The 16180-nt window shown below is 60.5% G+C and carries 16 protein-coding genes and 1 tRNA gene; 6 read left to right on the forward strand and 11 right to left on the reverse strand.

Features of this window, described 5'->3' with window-relative positions:
• Positions 1–6: 6 nt before the first annotated feature.
• The 7 genes from CRD60_RS05360 to CRD60_RS05395 form a co-directional block, all read right to left on the reverse strand.
• The gene (locus CRD60_RS05360) at positions 7–1008 is read right to left on the reverse strand and encodes a F0F1 ATP synthase subunit gamma (RefSeq protein WP_113860273.1); all 1002 of its coding nucleotides are present in this window, start codon (positions 1006–1008) and stop codon (positions 7–9) included.
• Between the two features lie 3 nt (positions 1009–1011).
• The gene (gene atpA / locus CRD60_RS05365; RefSeq protein ID WP_113860274.1) at positions 1012–2643 is read right to left on the reverse strand and encodes a F0F1 ATP synthase subunit alpha; all 1632 of its coding nucleotides are present in this window, start codon (positions 2641–2643) and stop codon (positions 1012–1014) included.
• Between the two features lie 54 nt (positions 2644–2697).
• Positions 2698–3522: a F0F1 ATP synthase subunit delta gene (locus tag CRD60_RS05370; protein WP_113860275.1), complete on the reverse strand. Its 825-nt coding sequence runs from the start codon at positions 3520–3522 to the stop codon at positions 2698–2700.
• 47 nt (positions 3523–3569) lie between these two features.
• The gene (locus tag CRD60_RS05375; RefSeq protein ID WP_113860276.1) at positions 3570–4103 is read right to left on the reverse strand and encodes a F0F1 ATP synthase subunit B; all 534 of its coding nucleotides are present in this window, start codon (positions 4101–4103) and stop codon (positions 3570–3572) included.
• Positions 4104–4193: 90 nt separating this feature from the next.
• On the reverse strand, positions 4194–4421 hold the full coding sequence (gene atpE, locus CRD60_RS05380; RefSeq protein WP_113860277.1) for an ATP synthase F0 subunit C: 228 nt from the start codon (positions 4419–4421) through the stop codon (positions 4194–4196).
• A 94-nt stretch (positions 4422–4515) separates the two neighbouring features.
• Complete coding sequence (atpB, locus tag CRD60_RS05385) at positions 4516–5325, reverse strand: F0F1 ATP synthase subunit A (protein ID WP_113860339.1); 810 nt, start codon at positions 5323–5325, stop codon at positions 4516–4518.
• Between the two features lie 470 nt (positions 5326–5795).
• Positions 5796–6896 carry a homoserine O-succinyltransferase gene (locus CRD60_RS05395; protein ID WP_113860279.1) on the reverse strand — a complete coding sequence of 367 codons (1101 nt, stop codon included), beginning with the start codon at positions 6894–6896 and terminating at the stop codon, positions 5796–5798.
• 199 nt (positions 6897–7095) lie between these two features.
• Between CRD60_RS05395 and CRD60_RS05400 the strand changes: the two genes are divergently transcribed.
• The 4 genes from CRD60_RS05400 (at position 7096) to CRD60_RS05415 (ending at position 8893) form a co-directional block, all read left to right on the forward strand.
• Positions 7096–7169: transfer RNA gene (locus CRD60_RS05400), tRNA-Met, on the forward strand.
• Between the two features lie 361 nt (positions 7170–7530).
• A complete protein-coding gene (locus tag CRD60_RS05405; protein ID WP_113860280.1) occupies positions 7531–7713 on the forward strand; it encodes a hypothetical protein in 183 nt (60 codons plus the stop codon).
• 128 nt (positions 7714–7841) lie between these two features.
• Positions 7842–8105 (forward strand): hypothetical protein, encoded by a 264-nt coding sequence (locus CRD60_RS05410; protein ID WP_113860281.1) that lies wholly within the window; start codon positions 7842–7844, stop codon positions 8103–8105.
• Positions 8102–8893, forward strand: coding sequence for a DUF1287 domain-containing protein (locus tag CRD60_RS05415; RefSeq protein ID WP_236630856.1), 792 nt, complete (start codon positions 8102–8104; stop codon positions 8891–8893). Before CRD60_RS05410 ends, CRD60_RS05415 begins: the two co-directional genes overlap by 4 nt.
• 140 nt (positions 8894–9033) lie before the next feature.
• Here the strand turns inward: CRD60_RS05415 and CRD60_RS05420 are convergent, their stop codons facing one another.
• Positions 9034–9915 (reverse strand): LysR family transcriptional regulator, encoded by an 882-nt coding sequence (locus tag CRD60_RS05420; protein WP_113860282.1) that lies wholly within the window; start codon positions 9913–9915, stop codon positions 9034–9036.
• A 223-nt stretch (positions 9916–10138) separates the two neighbouring features.
• Between CRD60_RS05420 and CRD60_RS05425 the strand changes: the two genes are divergently transcribed.
• The gene (locus CRD60_RS05425; RefSeq protein WP_113860341.1) at positions 10139–11203 is read left to right on the forward strand and encodes a zinc-dependent alcohol dehydrogenase family protein; all 1065 of its coding nucleotides are present in this window, start codon (positions 10139–10141) and stop codon (positions 11201–11203) included.
• Between the two features lie 114 nt (positions 11204–11317).
• On the opposite strand, the gene CRD60_RS05430 is transcribed toward CRD60_RS05425, so the two are convergent.
• Together CRD60_RS05430 and CRD60_RS05435 are read right to left on the reverse strand one after the other, a co-directional pair.
• Positions 11318–11632 (reverse strand): DMT family transporter, encoded by a 315-nt coding sequence (locus tag CRD60_RS05430; protein WP_113860283.1) that lies wholly within the window; start codon positions 11630–11632, stop codon positions 11318–11320.
• Between the two features lie 201 nt (positions 11633–11833).
• Positions 11834–13303, reverse strand: a complete 1470-nt coding sequence (locus CRD60_RS05435; protein ID WP_201737222.1) for an amino acid permease — start codon at positions 13301–13303, stop codon at positions 11834–11836.
• Between the two features lie 114 nt (positions 13304–13417).
• Here CRD60_RS05435 and CRD60_RS05440 point away from each other — a divergent pair, with 114 nt between their 5' ends.
• Positions 13418–14437, forward strand: coding sequence for a LacI family DNA-binding transcriptional regulator (locus CRD60_RS05440; RefSeq protein ID WP_113860284.1), 1020 nt, complete (start codon positions 13418–13420; stop codon positions 14435–14437).
• A 253-nt stretch (positions 14438–14690) separates the two neighbouring features.
• Here the strand turns inward: CRD60_RS05440 and CRD60_RS05445 are convergent, their stop codons facing one another.
• Positions 14691–15674, reverse strand: a complete 984-nt coding sequence (locus CRD60_RS05445; protein ID WP_113860285.1) for a diaminopimelate dehydrogenase — start codon at positions 15672–15674, stop codon at positions 14691–14693.
• Between the last annotated feature and the right edge of the window lie 506 nt (positions 15675–16180).

Consider the following 16180-nt stretch of genomic DNA (forward strand, 5'->3'; position numbering starts at 1 on the left):
GCGTTCCTACTCTTCCTCTTTGTTCAGCGCGTCGGCGCTGCCGATGATTTCGGTAAGTTCTTGGGTGATGGAGGCCTGACGGGAGGCATTGAGCTTGCGAGTCAGATCATCAATCAGGTTGTGGGCGTTGTCGGTGGCCGTGTGCATGGCGTTCTGCCGGCTTGCCGTCTCCGAGGCCGCTGCGGTGAGCAGGCACTCGTGGATGCGCGACTGGATGTACTTGGGCAGAATCATATCCAGGACCTTGCCGGGTGAGGGCTCAAAGGTGTACAGGGGGGTCACCTCACCGGCCCTGGCTGGCGCTGTGCCGGTCTTGGCGGTCTCCTGCCCATCCTTTGGCTGCCCATGGTCGCTGTCGTCCACAGCCTCCTGCACCGACTCGGTCGACCCATCAGCCTCCTGGCCGCCCTGAACCAACTCGACGGGCAGCATGCGCAGCACCCGCACCTTCTGCACCACCATGTTGATGAACTCGGTGTAGACGATGTAGAGCTCGCAGACTCCCCCGTCACGTGCCGGCGCCATATAAGCATCCAGCAGGGTCTTGGAGATGGACTCGGCCACGGCCACACCTGGGTGGTCGGTCTCGCCCTCCCAGGTATCAACCACATTGCGGTTGCGGTACTTGTAATAGGAGATCCCCCGGCGGCCGTACACGTAGAGCTGCGGCTGCTTGCCCTTGGCATCCAACCCGGCCAGCAGGGCCTCGGTCTCGCGGATGATCGACGAGGTGTAGGCACCTGCCATGCCACGGTCCGAAGTCAGGGCGAGGACAGCCACACGGGGGTTGTCCTCGTCGTGCTTCATGACAATAGGATGGTCGATATTGGTATGGGCCACCAGTGCCTGCACGGCATCGAAAATCGCATCGGTGTAGGGCTTCGCATCCAGGGCCACTGCCCTGGCCTTGGCGATGTGCGAAGACGCAATCATCTCCTGGGCGTTGAAGATCTTCCCCAACGACTGGGTGGAGGCGATTCGTGATTTCAATGCGAGTTGGGAAGCCATGGGTTACTTCTTCTCCCCCGCGACGAGCTTCTCCTGCTGGACCTCGGTGGGCTTGGAAGCAACCGGCTTCTTGTCCACCAGTGGCTTGCCGGCCTCGGTCACGAAGGTGGACCGGAAGTCCTCGATCGCCTTGTCCAGGGCCTGCTCTGTCTCTGAGCTGAAGTCACCAGTCTCACGGATGGTCTTGATGATGTCCGTGTTGTGCTCGATGTAGTCCAGCATGGCCTTCTCGAAGGGCAGCACGTCATTCAGATCCAGGTCGTCCAACTTGCCATGGGTGCCGGCCCAGACCGAGACCACCTCCTGCTCTGTGGAGTAGGGGGAGAACTGGGGCTGCTTGAGCAGCTCGGTCAGGTGGGCGCCACGGGTCAGCTGGGCCTTGGAAGCCGCGTCAAGATCCGAGGCGAACATGGCGAAGGACTGCAGGGAGCGGTACTGGGCCAGGGAGATCTTCAGGGTGCCGGAGACCTTCTTCAGGGCCTTGGTCTGGGCGGCGCCACCCACACGGGAGACGGAGATGCCCACGTCCACGGCCGGGCGCTGGTTGGCGTTGAAGAGGTCGGACTGCAGGAAGATCTGACCGTCGGTGATGGAGATCACGTTGGTCGGAATGTAGGCCGAGACGTCGTTGGCCTTGGTCTCGATGATCGGCAGGCCGGTCATGGAACCGCCACCCAGGTCGTCGGAGAGCTTGGCGCAGCGTTCCAGCAGGCGGGAGTGAAGGTAGAAGACGTCTCCGGGGTATGCTTCGCGCCCCGGCGGGCGACGCAGAAGCAGGGAGATCGAACGGTAGGCTTCGGCCTGCTTGGACAGGTCGTCAAAGACGATGAGCACGTGCTTGCCGTGGTACATCCAGTGCTGGCCGATGGCCGAGCCGGTGTAGGGGGCAATGTACTTGAAACCAGCGGAATCGGAGGCAGGAGAAGCCACGATGGTGGTGTACTCCATGGCTCCGGTCTCCTCCAGGGTCTGGCGGACCGAGGCGATGGTGGAGCCCTTCTGGCCGATGGCCACGTAGATGCAGCGGACCTGCTGCTTGGGGTCACCGGACTCCCAGTTGGCCTTCTGGTTGATGATGGTGTCCAGGGCGATGGCGGTCTTGCCGGTCTGGCGGTCGCCGATGATCAGCTGCCGCTGGCCGCGACCGATGGGGGTCATGGCGTCGATGGCCTTGAGACCGGTGGACAGGGGCTCGTCGACCGGGTGGCGGTGCATGACATCGGGGGCCTGGGCCTCCAGGATGCGCCTGCCTTCGCTCTTGATCTCACCCAATCCGTCAATGGGGTTGCCCAGCGGGTCGACGGTGCGGCCCAAGTAGCCGTCGCCAACCGGCACGGACAGCACGTCGCCGGTACGGCGGACCGCCTGTCCCTCTTCGATGCCCATGAAATCGCCGAGCACGACCACACCGATCTCGCGAGCATCGAGGTTGAAGGCCAGACCGAGTGTGCCGTCCTCGAAGGTCAGCAGCTCATTGGCCATGCAACCAGGCAGTCCCGTCACATGCGCGATGCCGTCGCCAGCCGTCGCCACGTACCCAACCTCCTGGGTGGGGGTGTCGGTCGGCGTGTAGGACTCGACGAACTTATCGAGCGCCTCGCGTATCGCACCGGGATCAATGGTAAGTTCTGCCATGATCACTCCTTATTGTTTGTTTGGTTCATTGGTAAGTCTCTATGCCCGCTTCGCTCAGCCGGAGGTGACCAGCCGGTGCAGCTCCCTCAGCTGTGCCTGGACGGTGTTGTCCGTAACCTCATCACCGGCCTGAATCCTCATGCCGCCGATCACGCTGGAGTCAACCACCGAGTTGATATGGACCGGGTGCCCCATCTTCTTCGAGTAGACCTGGGTAAGCCTGTCAGTCTGCTCGCCGGAGAGAGGAGTGGCCGTGGTGACCGTGACCATTGACTGGCCCATATGCCGGGAGAACTTGCCGATCAGCCACTGGATGGTCGACAGGTACCTGCGGTTGCGGAGGTTGCACGTGGCATGCTCGGCAAGCCGCATGGTGACCCGGTTGAGCGTATTGCCCTTGAGGACACTGTCGATCAGTGCGACACGGGGTGCCGGATCGGAGCTGTCATCGGAGAGCTGGGCCCGCAGCAGCGGCAGCTTGAGCAGGGCTGAATGCAACTCGGCCAGTTCCAGGGAGACCTGGAGGGTGGAGTCGGAGTCATCGGCGTAGTACATCATCGCGTCGACGGCGAAATCCTCCACCGCATTGGCTATGTCGCTGGGCCGGCTCCACTTGCGCTCAATGAGGTCGGAGAGGATCTCAATGGTGGTGGGATCCGCCTTGCCCTCGAACATGCCCCTGAGCAAACTCAGCTTGTCGTCCAGGGACCTGGACTGGTCTGTGAAGGCATGCTCCAGCTTGGCGTTGTGGTCCAGCAGGTTGGTGACAGTGAACAGCTCCTGGCCCACTCGCCAGGCGTGCTCACCAGCGCCTTTGAGCTTGGGTGCCAGCATGTCCCGCGCTGTGCGATCGGCAATGCGCGATGCTTCTCCTCGCATCTGTCAGCTCCCTTCCCTATTGCTCCTGCATGCCATGAGTTCCAACCTCAGCCCTCATGGGTCTTCTCGGCCATATCGTCGATCAACTGGTCAAGCACCTTGGACTGCGTATCCTCGTCCTCCAGCTTGGCTCCCAGGATCTTGCCAGCCAGAGCCGCAGCCAGCGAACCCACATCCCCCTTGAGGGAGACCATGGCCTGCTGCTGCTGGGATTCAATGGACCGTTGGGCGGTGGCGGTGATCTGAGCCGCCTCACCCTCGGCACGGGTCCTGGCATCCGAGATGATGCGGGAGGCCTCGGACCGGGCGTCATCCCGAATCTTGGAAGCGTCCACCCGGGCCTGGCTCAACTGGTCCTCATACTTCTTCTTGGCCTGGTCGGCCGACTCCTGGGCTTCCTTGGCCTTCTTGATGCCCCCCTCGATCTTGGCGGAACGCTCGTCAAAGATCGACTGGAACTTCGGCAGGAAGAACTTATAGAAGAAGCATCCGAGGATGACGAGAATGATCAGTGACCAGACGATATCGTAGGTCTCGGGGATGAAGAGCTTAATGCCCCCGTTCGCCGCTAGCGGCTCCATGGGTGTCTCCTTTCCTTCTCGCACACCATCAGCGCCCCCCAGGGTGCCGAAACGGTGTTCTTACCTCTAGAAATCAATCGAATCAGCTGCTCAGACGACGAAGAGCGAGACGAAGCCGAGCAGGCCGAGCACCTCGATCAGGGCCAGACCGATGAACATGACGGTCTGCAGCTTGCTGGCCATCTCAGGCTGGCGGGCCATGCTCTCAAGGGTCTTGCCGACCACGATGCCAAGGCCGATGCCAGGACCCACGGCGGCCAGGCCGTAGCCCAGAACGCTGATGCTGCCGGTGACCTCTGCCAGAGTGATGATATCCATTGTTGTTCCTTTCCTATACCGTTTCCGGTTGTGGATTACGCTGCGATTCCAGGTGTGTGTGCCGGCTTCGCAAAATCTTGGTTAAGCCCTGGGATTAGTCTTCCTCGGGGAAGCTTTGGTTGATGTAGACGGTGCTGAGGATGGCGAAGATGTATGCCTGCAGTGCCGCGACGAACATTTCGAACGCCGTCAGGGCAAAGCCCAGGCCGAACCAGCTCACACCGGCCAGGGCCAGCCACTTGTTGCTGACCACGATGATGTAGTACTGGGCGAAGGCTAGGCTGACCGCCACCAGCAGATGGCCTGCGACCATGTTGGCGAAGAGTCGGATGGTCAAGGAGACCGGCTTGATGACCAGGAGCTCCAGGAACTGGATGGGCGTCAGGATGATGTAGAGCGGCCAGGGGACACCTGCGGGAAAGAGCTCCTGCTTGAGGTAGGGCCACAGTCCCTGCTCCCGGATGCCCGTCACCAGATACTGGGCCAGGGTCCAGAGGGCAAAGACCAGGGGCATGGTGATGGTGGCCGTCGCCGCGATGTTCATTCCAGGAATCACACCGCAAAGGTTGAAGACCAGCACCGTCAGGAAGATGGTGGTGATCATGGGCACATAGCGCCTGCCCCGCAGCTCCCCCATGACCTGGTAGACCACGGAATCCCGGACGAAGTCAAGCACCCATTCCACGGCTCCCTGCCAACGGGAGGGAATGAGCTTGGCCCGTGAGGCGGTGATGCCCAGGACCAGAAGAATGATGACCATGGCCAGGAGCCGCACGAAGATGATGCGGTTGATGGCGAAGGGGGTGCCCTGGAAGAGAATGGGGTCAGGCAGGAAGTCGCGTATTGAAGGGAGTTCCGGGCCGTTCTCAGCCGCCACTAGTACCGCGCCGCTTGGTTGAACCATCCACGCCTCCTGATCATGCTTCAGATGCCAGTCTATCCCACCCATGACCTCCATGGGCACGATGCTTCACTATCCTATCAATGTTGCGGTATCAGCTGCAGCACTGTGACTTAGGGGTCTGCCAAGACGGCCACGCCAGAGCCGGTTGGCTTTCGACTCCGAACAGCCGAGAAAGATTTTACGACTACCGAGTGCTGTGATGTAAGTCACGCTCAAAAACCGTACAGGAGAAGGATTCCACGGCGATTCTTCAGGCCTCAAATAGACACTTTACACAATTTTGTGCAGCTTTCTATACAGTATGCCGGAACTGTCTACTGAAGTTGGATGAACAAAGACGGGAAAGCGGACAAGTGGGAACTCAAGAATCTTGGTGACCATGGTGTGCACTTGGAGCTGCGAGGATAAGTACATGCAGCCGTCATGGATATTGAACTGGGTGAAAAGCTTGCTGGGGCTGGAGATGAAGGTCAACCGACGTTCGTCGGGTCCAGAGGCTGCGAGGCCAGCGAGCTCGGCCAGCCTCCGCAGTTCTCAACGGGCGGAACCAGGCCGTAGCCGTCAGCCCGCAGGGGCCTGAAGCCATCCGACCTGGGGTTGTCTGGGTCATGACGGATGGAGCGGTCGGTGCCCAAGCGCCCCTCGGCCCGCAGCCCCGGCACCTCGGCCAGGTCGTAGGGCGTGGTCTGGTAGACCCAGTTGAGCCAGTTGCGCCAGAGCAGGTTGGCGTGGGCCCGCCAGGAAAACAGGGGCTCCAGGGTCGGGTCATCATGGGGGAAGTAGTTCTTGGGGAGGGGAACATTGGCCAGTCCCCTTGCCTGGTCACGCCGGTACTCCTCGGCTATGGTGGTCTTGCCGTATTCCCAGTGCCCCAAGGCGAAGACCTCGGAGAAGTCGCGGGTGGCGATCAGTCCCGGGCCGGCTTGCGGCCCCCAGGTGAGCACCTGCAGGCGGGGGTCGGCGGCCAGGTCCTTCTCACTGACCCCTGCCATGCGCGAGTGGGGCTGGAGGCTCACCTCGTCGAAGCCGTTGGTCAAAAAGCAATACTCGTCCTGGAGGAACTGGGGGAAAACGCCGAAGACCTTCTGTGGCAGGTCCACCTTGCGCACCCCGTAGCGGTAGTTGAGGGCGGCCATGGCGCCCCAGCACAGGTACATGGTGGAGAAGACGTGGGAGGAGGCCCAGTCCAGAATGGTTTTGAGCTCCTGCCAGTAGTCGACTTGCTCGAAGGGCAAGTGCTCCACCGGGGCGCCAGTGACCACCAGACCGTCGTAGTTGTTGTCCTGGAAGGCGTCAAGGGTCTCGTAGAACTTGACCAGGTGATCGGATGCCACGTGTGTTGACTTGTGACTGGAGACCTTCATGAAGTCGATCTCGACCTGCAGGGGCGACTTGGATATGAGCCGGAGCAGCTGGGTCTCGGTCTCGATCTTCTTGGGCATGAGATTCAAGATCACCAGTTTGAGCGGGCGGATGCTCTGCCGCTCCGCTTCAGGGCGCTCAAGGGCGAAGATCCGCTCCGAATCGAGGATCGCCCGCGCCGGCAGGCCACTGGGGATATTGATAGGCATACCTCATAGTATGGCTCAGTTTGAGGGCGGATGTCGCCCCGATTCGATCACTGGGTATTAAGATTACCTATAAGGCGTTCAATCCCCCTCCGGGCCGTTGAAGACCTCCTCCGCGAATCCTCTCTGAGAAAAACTCGCCGGAAACTTGACTTTCTGTCGCTGACCTTTAAGGTAGGTAGAGCTGCTGCAAGGCAGCCGACGCGGGGTGGAGCAGCTCGGTAGCTCGCTGGGCTCATAACCCAGAGGTCACAGGTTCAAATCCTGCCCCCGCTACTGAAAAGCCCGGAATCACAACGATTCCGGGCTTCTGTTTTCCTGTAATGCTGGGTTATAGGGTTATACGCCATATTGTGTGTCCGTCAGTCTGTGGTGATGGCGTACTTTACCGGACCCGAGGCCTCGATAAAAGGCACGGTCGCGCTTGACCCTGCCGCCCTTGCCCACACGGATGTGAGCTGCCCAGGTTCACATAGGCCTTCATGGTAAAGCCCCGCCACGGCCTCACCCGTACACTCAAACGGGTACATCAAACCGGGAAACCAGCGACTTGCGCTTATGGCCTGAACCGGGGCATAGTGGAAGGTGTCACCCTCATATACACTTGCGGCAACAGCTGGCGAGAGGAGCGAGAGATATGAGCTACACATCGGAGCACGGTCTGGCCATCAGTTCGGACGAGGCGTTCAACAACTTCATTGAGGGCATCGAGCAGGGCACAGCCTACACGTTCACACCCGGATTCAAGAGTTCTCTGGTCTTGAACGACCAGCAGCTTGAGGCTCGTTTGCAAGAGATGTCACAGGACTCCAACCAGTAAAGGCAAATGCAGCGACGGCTGGTTGTCTCAACGATCGCCAGGAACACCAAGGTCAATCATGCTTACCTATCACCACGCCCTACCAGCTCCTGCATACGGACACCAAATCAACCCAATATAAGCAGGAAGTGCTGGAATCCCTGCCGCAATCCCATACGAAATCGGATTCGGTCAACACATCCTGGCAGGAGCATATTGACCGGTCAGAGGAATACCAGGAAAGTAAGACCTACCTCATCACGGCGAACAACAATGGTACTAAGCCTTGGCATATGGTGGCCTACTTCGCCATCTGCCTGAACACCTTGAACACAAGCAACCTATCTGGCAAGCAGTGCAAGAAGCTCGACATCATCAACTGCCCCTCGCTCCAAACCGAAACATGCCCATGACCACCACCAAGCCAGAACATCACGCCATGAGGCCTTCACAAGGCCGGTACCTGCGCCGACGCATCGCGGTGGCATTCGCTGTGATGGTGGTCCTGCTCCTGTCAGCCCTGCTGGCCGCCCGCCTCATCGACCGAGTTCGGGTTGACCGCCCAAGCGAAGCGGCGACCTCCAAGCAAGCGGACTCACCAAAGATGGCCGACCGCGCCCCCAAGCTCATCAGTCCCGTGGACTACAACCACAACGGCGTGGATGACTATTCGGACATCGTCGCGGGGACCCGGCAGGATGCCGAACATCACCCCCATTATGACAGCGGCTACTATCAGGGCGGCTACCCTCCGGCCGACCGCGGAGCCTGCACCGACCTGGTCTGGCCGTCCTTGCGCACAGCCGGCTACGATCTGAAGGCGATGGTCGATGCCGACATCGCCAGCCACCCTGATGCCTATTCGGCCGCAATCAGCCGGCCCGACCCAAACATAGACTTTCGCAGGGCCAGCGTGCTGGGCATATTCCTTGGCCGCTACGGGCAGACCCTGACCAATGACACGGCCGACCATGACCAGTGGGGCCAGGCAGACCTGGTGGTATTCGACAATGGCTGGCATATCGGGGTGGTGTCGGACCGCCGAGACCAGTCAGGCGTCCCCCTCCTCCTGCACAACATGGGGCAGAAGGAACGGGAAAACGACTACTTGAACAGTCCCAAACGCCGGCCGATCACCGGTCACTACCGGTTCGACGCGTCCAAGGTGCCTGCGGACGTGCTCAAAGCCTGGACGAGCTGAGTGGTCACCCTCAGCTCTTCGCCGTTGCCAGCGGCAAGCGTACGGCGCCCGGAATGCTGTTGGCGCTTACCGGCAACCCCACTGGAGCCTTATCCGTGACGGAAGCGGGCAGAACCATGGGAGCGCCTGGCGACCGGAACTCATTGCGCCAGACTTTCACGCAGTATGCTCAGGTAGGCCCGGGCCAGCGGAGAGAAGTGACGGTCGGATTTCCAGACCAGGTTCATATGCGAGACCAGACGGGGTTCCAGGGGCCGGAAGATCAGATCGGAGTCACCGGATGCGTTGATGATCCCATCCAGGCAGAGCGCGTACCCGCAGCCTTCGGAGACGAACAGCGAAGCGTTGAAGAGCAGATTGTAGCTGCCGACGATGTGCAAGTCCTCACGGGCCAGCTCGCCCCACCTGCTGAACTCCCTGTCGAAGCGAGTTTGCGCGGACACCAGCAGGGGCAGCTGCCGCAAATCCTCGGCCGACACATTGGGCTGCTTGGCCAGCTCGCAGTCCTTGGGCATCAGCAGGCCCCAACGGTCACCGGTTGGCAGGGGAATATAGGAGTAGCGGGTGGTGTCGGTCGGCTCAAAGAGGAGGCCAAAGTCAAGGAGTCCCGCCTCCAGCTGATAGGTGACCGCCTCGCCGTTGCCACTGAAGAGCTGGACATTGGCCTTGGGATAACGCTCGATCATCGCCTTGGCCGCCCGGGCCAGAAGACGCACGCCATCCGACTCGCCGGCACCTATGTACACCGTGCCGCCGATGGTCTGTTCCATACCAGAGAGTTCCGCCTCGGTTCGATCAGCCAGGAGCACAATCTCACGGGCCCGGTCACGAAGGAGGACGCCGGCCGGTGTCAGGGTGATGGACCGACTCCCCCGCTCGAAGAGCTTGTGACCAAGGCTTGTCTCCAACTCTTTGATCTGCCGGGACAGGGAGGGCTGGGCGATGTTCAGATACTGGGCCGCACCGGAAATGCTGCCTTCTTCGACTATTGCCAGGAAATACCGCAGCACCCGCAGATTCATACCCCGCTCCTTGAGTAACCGATGCGCTGAGGATACGCGCACCATTCGGGTCAACATATGCCTTTGAGACATACCTTTTCATGTTATACAGGCATTTGAGATGGATGGTTGAAGTTCATAGACTTAACTTTCCAGGCTATACAGGCTTTGCGGCAGTTGGCACACCACCAGCACAGGCCGCTGGAGGCAGCATGGCTCCAGCGAGAAAGAACGGGTGAGCATCATGAAAGCAGCAATCTTCAAACAAGCGGGTCAGGTCATCTGCGAGGAAGTGCCCAAGCCGACCCCCAGCAACCCCGACGAACTGGTCATGCGTGTGGTCCGCGCCTGTGTTTGCGGATCCGACCTGTGGTGGTACCGTGGAATCAGCCCGCGCAAATCCAACACATCCACAGGCCACGAGGCCATCGGAGTCGTGGATCAGGTAGGCCAGAGCGTCACATCCGTCAAACCCGGAGATTTCATCATCGTCCCCTTTGCATACTCCTGCGGGGTCTGCCCGGTATGCAAGGCCGGCTTCGAGGCAACCTGCCCCAGGGGAGGCTTCTTCGACAGCGGCGAGCGGGGGCTGGGAGCCCAGGCCGAATTCATGCGTGTACCCAAGGCGGACGGGACTGTTGTAGTCATACCTGGCGGAATCGAACGGGCACGGAGCTTCTCCGACGACATGCTGGCAGACCTGCTGACCCTATCCGACGTGATGGCCACCGGATACCATGCGGCCGCCACCGCCGAGGTGAAAGCCGGTGACACCGTGGCCGTGGTGGGCGACGGAGCCGTGGGCCTGTGTGGGGTCATATCCGCCAAGCTGCGTGGGGCCAGCCGCATCATAGCCCTGTCCAGGCATGAGGACCGCCAGGCCCTGGCCCGCGAGTTCGGCGCCACCGACATCGTTGCGGAACGCGACCAGGCAGCCGTAGACAGGGTCAAGGAGCTGACTGATGGCTGGGGTGTGGATGCCGTGCTGGAGTGCGTGGGGTCCAAGCAGTCCACCAGCACCGCCCTGAACATCGCCCGCAACGGGGCAGTCATCGGTCGGGTAGGCGTCCCCCATGACGAGCAGGTGGACCCAGAAGCCATGTTCTACCGGAACCTAGGCTTGCGCGGCGGTCCGGCCTCAGTGCGGACCTGGGACCGGCAGATCCTTCTTCAGGCGGTTTTGGATGGCTCGATCAACCCAGGGCGCGTCTTCACTGACACGTACGACCTGGACCACATTGCCGAGGCCTACCAGGCCATGGACCAGCGCACCAGCGTCAAGTCCCTGCTGAAGGTCTCGGAAGTCTGATAGGCCAGTCAGCAGTTCAATCCATGGCCTATGACCGGGAGCCATTTCAAACTATGAGAACTGTAGTGGGCACAACCCTTGACGCCGATTGCACCGACAGGCAGCACGGCTATATCAGGCAGTGAGTTTGATACCGACCAGCCCGACAATCAGCAGAGCCACAAAGAAACCGGTCTTCAAAGACATGGGATCTTTGAAGAGCAGGACACCCGCCAGAATGCTGCCGACAGCGCCAATGCCGGTCCAGATGGGGTAGGCCAGACTCAGTTGAATATTCTTAGTCGCCATGCCAAGGAGCACAAAACTGAACAAGGAACAGACAATAGTCGCCAGCGTATAGCCAATATGGGCAAAGCCATCGCTCAGCTTCATGGTGGTGGACCATACCACTTCAAACAACCCTGCCAGGAACAGATAAACCCAAGGCATTATCCTTACCTTCCTTCCCTTTTGCGCGAACCACAAAAAAAGGACCCACCCCCATGTCTCTGCTCAGACCTAACGAGACATGGCAATGAATCCTGGGCACCCGGTAGCGCCCTAACACAAAGCAACCATAGCGCAAACCCGCAGCGACCACAACAGCCCCATCCAGAAAGCTTGGCAGGAATGCTGTCGAACCGGCGGCTCTTACCCGACCGGTCCCATCGCGTTGGGACGTAGCTCCGCAGCCGCAGCGGCCGGGTCGGACCGGCGTAGTCTACGCATGTAGCGCAGATACCACAGCATGGCTGAACCGATGAAGACGACCACTCCCCCGACGTTGTAGACCAGGGTCAGCCACAGGGGCTGGCCGACCGGGAGGGTACCGGCCACGAAAACCACGGAGAATACCAGCAGCAGGAAGACCGACACAGCCATGCCGCAGGCGCGCGAGCCCAAGCGGAAGGGTCTCTCAAGCCCATCGAAGCGCAGACGGAACACAAAATAAGCCAGGATGATGAGCAGCGGGGGAATGAGTGCCGTGGCCGAGGTCATGTTGATCACCACCCGCAGGAGACCATCAAGGGTGTCGGACCCCAGCGCCGGAATGATGAGGATGGGCAAGACGATGACTAACTGAAGCCAGGAGGCCCGCCAGGGCACCCCCCGCTCGTTCAACTCAACCAGGCGACTGCCGAATATCCCATGGGGGACCTCGGAGAACAGCACCTTGACCGGGGCCGAGGTCCATATCATCAAGGACCCCAGGGAAGCCGCCAGCAGGATGAAGGCGACCAGACGGGCCGTCAGGGAGGCGGGCACACCCACCCATACGCCGATGGCCTCCATGATCTGGAAGATGCCGGTGGACAGGTGCAGCCGCCCGGCCGGCACGAAGACGTTGACCAGCAAGGACGTGGTGGCATCAAAAAGGCCGATGGCCAGACCGGCGATGACGATGGTCGAAACGAAGGCCCTGACCCCACCCTTGAAATCCTTAATAAAGACGCCGACCGACTCGGAACCCCCAAGACCGTGGATTATCCAGGCGAGCGCCCCCACAAAAGTCCATATGGACGCCAGGCTGCAGAGGTCTGGCGCCAGCATCGAGGCAGACATCTCAGTCGCCGGCCGAACCCCACCAGCCAAAGCCGCCACCGACGCGACAATGATCACCAACATGAGCCCCAAAGCGGCGAAGGCACCGAAGGTGGTGACCGAACCTATCCATTTGGCTCCCCCAGTGGACACCCAGGTGGTGATGGCGAAGATGGACACCTCGATAAGTATGGTCCAGACCCTCCCCAGATCGCGGCTCTCGCCGAACACCAGAAACTCCGCATTGATGATGACGGTGGGCAGGATGGACGCAAAGAAGAAGAGGTTGACGAACCAGTAGCAAAAAGCCGCCAGATAGGCCCAGGCACCGCCCATGGAGTACTTGACCCATTGGTACACCCCCGATTCGGCATCCTTATGAAGGGAGGTGAATTCAGCGATGACCAGGACGAATGGGACAAAATAGAGGATGGTCACCAGCAGGAAAGCCGGGGCCGCCACCATACCGATGGCGACATTCCCATTGATGATGTTCGGCAGATCGAATACCGCAGCCACAGTCATACCCAGCAAAGCCACACGACCTATTACCGGGCGCGAATCAGAGCCCATGCCCATGGTCCTCTCCTTAGCTTCCATCTTGCCCGCGAGGCGGATTTTTGCTAATCTGCGCCAATCAAATCTTGTTTATGCTTACAATAGCGTTTTGTTGGGAGCTAACAAAGGGGTCTTATGGTCGTTAAACAGCAACACCCCAGAGTAACCCTGCACGACGTGGCAAAGGCGGCCGGAGTTTCCCGGTCCACAGCTTCACGGGCACTGAACGGGTCTCCGCGCATCAGCAAGAGGACCACAGAACACGTCCGGCAGATCGCACAGAAACTGGGGTTCGTAGCCAACGCACAGGGACGGGCACTGGCCATGGGGCACTCGGAGACCATAGCCATACTGGTTACCGAGCCCCTGGATGAGTTCCTGTCGGACCCTACGTACGGAACCTTCCTGCGTGGGATTTCCGAGGAACTCTCCCAATCCTCCTACCTGCCGATCCTCATGCAGGCCTCCACCCAATCGGAGCGGATTCGTGTCCAGCGGCATTTGGAACGCCATATTGTCGACGCGGTCATTGACATATCGCCCTATATTGGTACGGACCTGCTTGATGTGATGGCGAAGATACACATGCCCGCCGTACTCTGCGGCCAGCTGGGATACAACCCCTACGGGGGAATCTTCTCCAACGTGTACTCCGATGATGTTGAAGGCGCGGCCCTGGCTGCCCGGGCCATGTGGGAACGCGGCAGAAGGAATGTGCTGGCGATTATGGGGCCGGCCATAAACCCAGCCGTTCCCGACCGACTCAAGGGTTACAGAAGCGTATATGGCAGGGATCTGCCCGATGAGCGCATCATCTACACCGGCTGGGACGAGTCGTCTGGCTTCAACGCCATCAATCAACTGCTTGACGAAGGACTGACCATCGATGGCGTGCTCGCCGCCTCCGACCGCATCGCTGTCGGGGTCATGGCCGCCTTGTCCGCCCGCGACATAAGCGTTCCCGACGCCGTATCCGTCATCGGCTACGACGACCATCCGCTGGCCGCTCAATCCCACCCACCCCTGACCACTGTCCACCAGCCTCTCATGGAGGAGGGCCGCCAGGCCGCCGAACTAGCCCTGGCCAGCACCACCGGAGCACCCCCAACCACCAAGATCCTCCACATGTCCTTGGTCCGCCGCGCCTCCCTGTAGGCCCCACAGACTGTGCTCTGAGCTACGTAGACACCCATGATCACTTCAGTGTCTGCCCGCTGCCCAACCGAGTGCTTAGAACCGCCCAAGGATCAGTTGGAATCAGCGAATCCGTTTGCCCGGAAACGAAACGGTGAGCAACCACCATATGGGGGCTTGCTCACCGTTTTTCCTAATGTGCGTATCAGTGTGCTTTCTAACAAAGGGAGGGCACCTCAAAGGCACCCTCCCTACAATACCGACCGCTGAATGCTCAGAGGAAGTGGCTGCGCAGGTAGGCGCCATCGTGGGCCGAGAGATAGGCGGGGGCGATGTCAAAGACGGTCTTGCAACCGGACTGGCCTTCGGCGTTGAGCCGGGCCACGGCGCGGGCATAGGCCAGCAGGACCGAGGAGGTGAAGTCGGGGTTGGATTCCAGCTTCAGGGAGTACTCGATCAGGGCCTTGGTGCCGGAGGCCAGCTCGCCGGAGCGTAGGACGAAGCCGCCGTGGGGCAGGCCGGAGTGGTCGCGGTCCATCTCCTCCTGTGAGATGAACTCGACGGTGGAATCGTACTCGTCGAAGTAGTTGGGCATGGTCACGATGGCCTGGGTGATGGCATCCCGGTCAGCGCCCTCCTCAGCCACCACGAAGACCTGGCGGGTGTGCTTCTGGCGGGTGGACAGGTCCGGATTCTCACCGTTTCGCACGGATTCGAGGGCCGACTCGACCGGAATGGTGTACTGACGGGCGTCAATCACCCCGTCGATGCGGCGGACGGCGTCGGAATGCCCTTGGCTGACACCCTTGCCCCAGAAGGTGTAGTCCTTGCCCTGGGGGATGAAGCAGTTGCCCATGAGGCGGTTCAAGGAGAAGAGGCCTGGGTCCCAACCAGCGGAGATGATGGCGACCTTGCCGGCCTGGGTGGCGGCCTGGTCCACGTTCTGGAAGTGCTCGGGGATGCGGGCGTGGGTGTCGAAGGAGTCGATCACGTTGTAGCGGGCCGCATACTTGGGGGTCATCTCTGGCAGGTCGGTGGCCGAGCCGCCGCAGATGACCAGCACGTCGATGTCCAGCGGATCGCCGGAAAGGAGATCGTCGGCGGAACGGACAGGGACGCCGGGCGTGGCGATGGTCAGCTGGGAGGGGTCACGCCTGGTGAAGACGCCCACCAGTTCCATATCATCGTTCTGCTTGACGGCGGCCTCCGCGCCGCGCCCCAAATTACCGTAGCCGAGGATGCCTATCTTGGTAGCCATATCTCTTCCCTTCTATCCAGTCCAGCGGGATTGAACATTCACCGGTCCCCGCTTGTGCTACTGAGTCTAGGAAGGCAATTATTTCCGCAAAGTCACGAATGGGTGTAGTCAAACACACATGAATGTGACTTATTTGTTAGCTGGCTACCTGGGCTCACAAGCGGGAAATGCCGCATAGACCACTGAGCCGGACATGCGGCGGAGAAGGCCGGGGGCTTGCCTGCCGCGACCTTGGCAGTGGCATGTGCACCTACAGCGGCAACGGATGGCACTGGAACACGGGAGAAACGGTCATCGGGACTCAAGGTGTACGGTTCACCCACCATTCGAGGCTTCACCGAGCGCGCACTCATCCTGGGTGAGTTACACGAGGATCGGCAGCTCCCAAGCCCCCTTGCGGCCATACTCATAGGGCAGGCTCTATACAATTGAGATATGGAAGCCTCACACAGTCCACTAGCACCTAGCAACAATGACGCACAGCTGCCGGACCAACCACCGGCGCC

Source organism: Bifidobacterium aemilianum (assembly GCF_003315635.1).
Lineage (GTDB): Bacteria > Actinomycetota > Actinomycetes > Actinomycetales > Bifidobacteriaceae > Bifidobacterium > Bifidobacterium aemilianum.

What these genes read in the sequence shown, in the direction of transcription:
- CRD60_RS05360 (WP_113860273.1), bottom strand. Translation starts at nt 1,008, where the DNA reads ATGGCTTCCCAACTCGCATTGAAATCACGAATCGCCTCCACCCAGTCG.
- atpA (WP_113860274.1), bottom strand. Translation starts at nt 2,643, where the DNA reads ATGGCAGAACTTACCATTGATCCCGGTGCGATACGCGAGGCGCTCGAT.
- CRD60_RS05370 (WP_113860275.1), bottom strand. Translation starts at nt 3,522, where the DNA reads ATGCGAGGAGAAGCATCGCGCATTGCCGATCGCACAGCGCGGGACATG.
- CRD60_RS05375 (WP_113860276.1), bottom strand. Translation starts at nt 4,103, where the DNA reads ATGGAGCCGCTAGCGGCGAACGGGGGCATTAAGCTCTTCATCCCCGAG.
- atpE (WP_113860277.1), bottom strand. Translation starts at nt 4,421, where the DNA reads ATGGATATCATCACTCTGGCAGAGGTCACCGGCAGCATCAGCGTTCTG.
- atpB (WP_113860339.1), bottom strand. Translation starts at nt 5,325, where the DNA reads ATGGTTCAACCAAGCGGCGCGGTACTAGTGGCGGCTGAGAACGGCCCG.
- CRD60_RS05395 (WP_113860279.1), bottom strand. Translation starts at nt 6,896, where the DNA reads ATGCCTATCAATATCCCCAGTGGCCTGCCGGCGCGGGCGATCCTCGAT.
- CRD60_RS05405 (WP_113860280.1), top strand. Translation starts at nt 7,531, where the DNA reads ATGAGCTACACATCGGAGCACGGTCTGGCCATCAGTTCGGACGAGGCG.
- CRD60_RS05415 (WP_236630856.1), top strand. Translation starts at nt 8,102, where the DNA reads ATGACCACCACCAAGCCAGAACATCACGCCATGAGGCCTTCACAAGGC.
- CRD60_RS05420 (WP_113860282.1), bottom strand. Translation starts at nt 9,915, where the DNA reads ATGAATCTGCGGGTGCTGCGGTATTTCCTGGCAATAGTCGAAGAAGGC.
- CRD60_RS05425 (WP_113860341.1), top strand. Translation starts at nt 10,139, where the DNA reads ATGAAAGCAGCAATCTTCAAACAAGCGGGTCAGGTCATCTGCGAGGAA.
- CRD60_RS05430 (WP_113860283.1), bottom strand. Translation starts at nt 11,632, where the DNA reads ATGCCTTGGGTTTATCTGTTCCTGGCAGGGTTGTTTGAAGTGGTATGG.
- CRD60_RS05435 (WP_201737222.1), bottom strand. Translation starts at nt 13,303, where the DNA reads ATGGGCATGGGCTCTGATTCGCGCCCGGTAATAGGTCGTGTGGCTTTG.
- CRD60_RS05440 (WP_113860284.1), top strand. Translation starts at nt 13,418, where the DNA reads ATGGTCGTTAAACAGCAACACCCCAGAGTAACCCTGCACGACGTGGCA.
- CRD60_RS05445 (WP_113860285.1), bottom strand. Translation starts at nt 15,674, where the DNA reads ATGGCTACCAAGATAGGCATCCTCGGCTACGGTAATTTGGGGCGCGGC.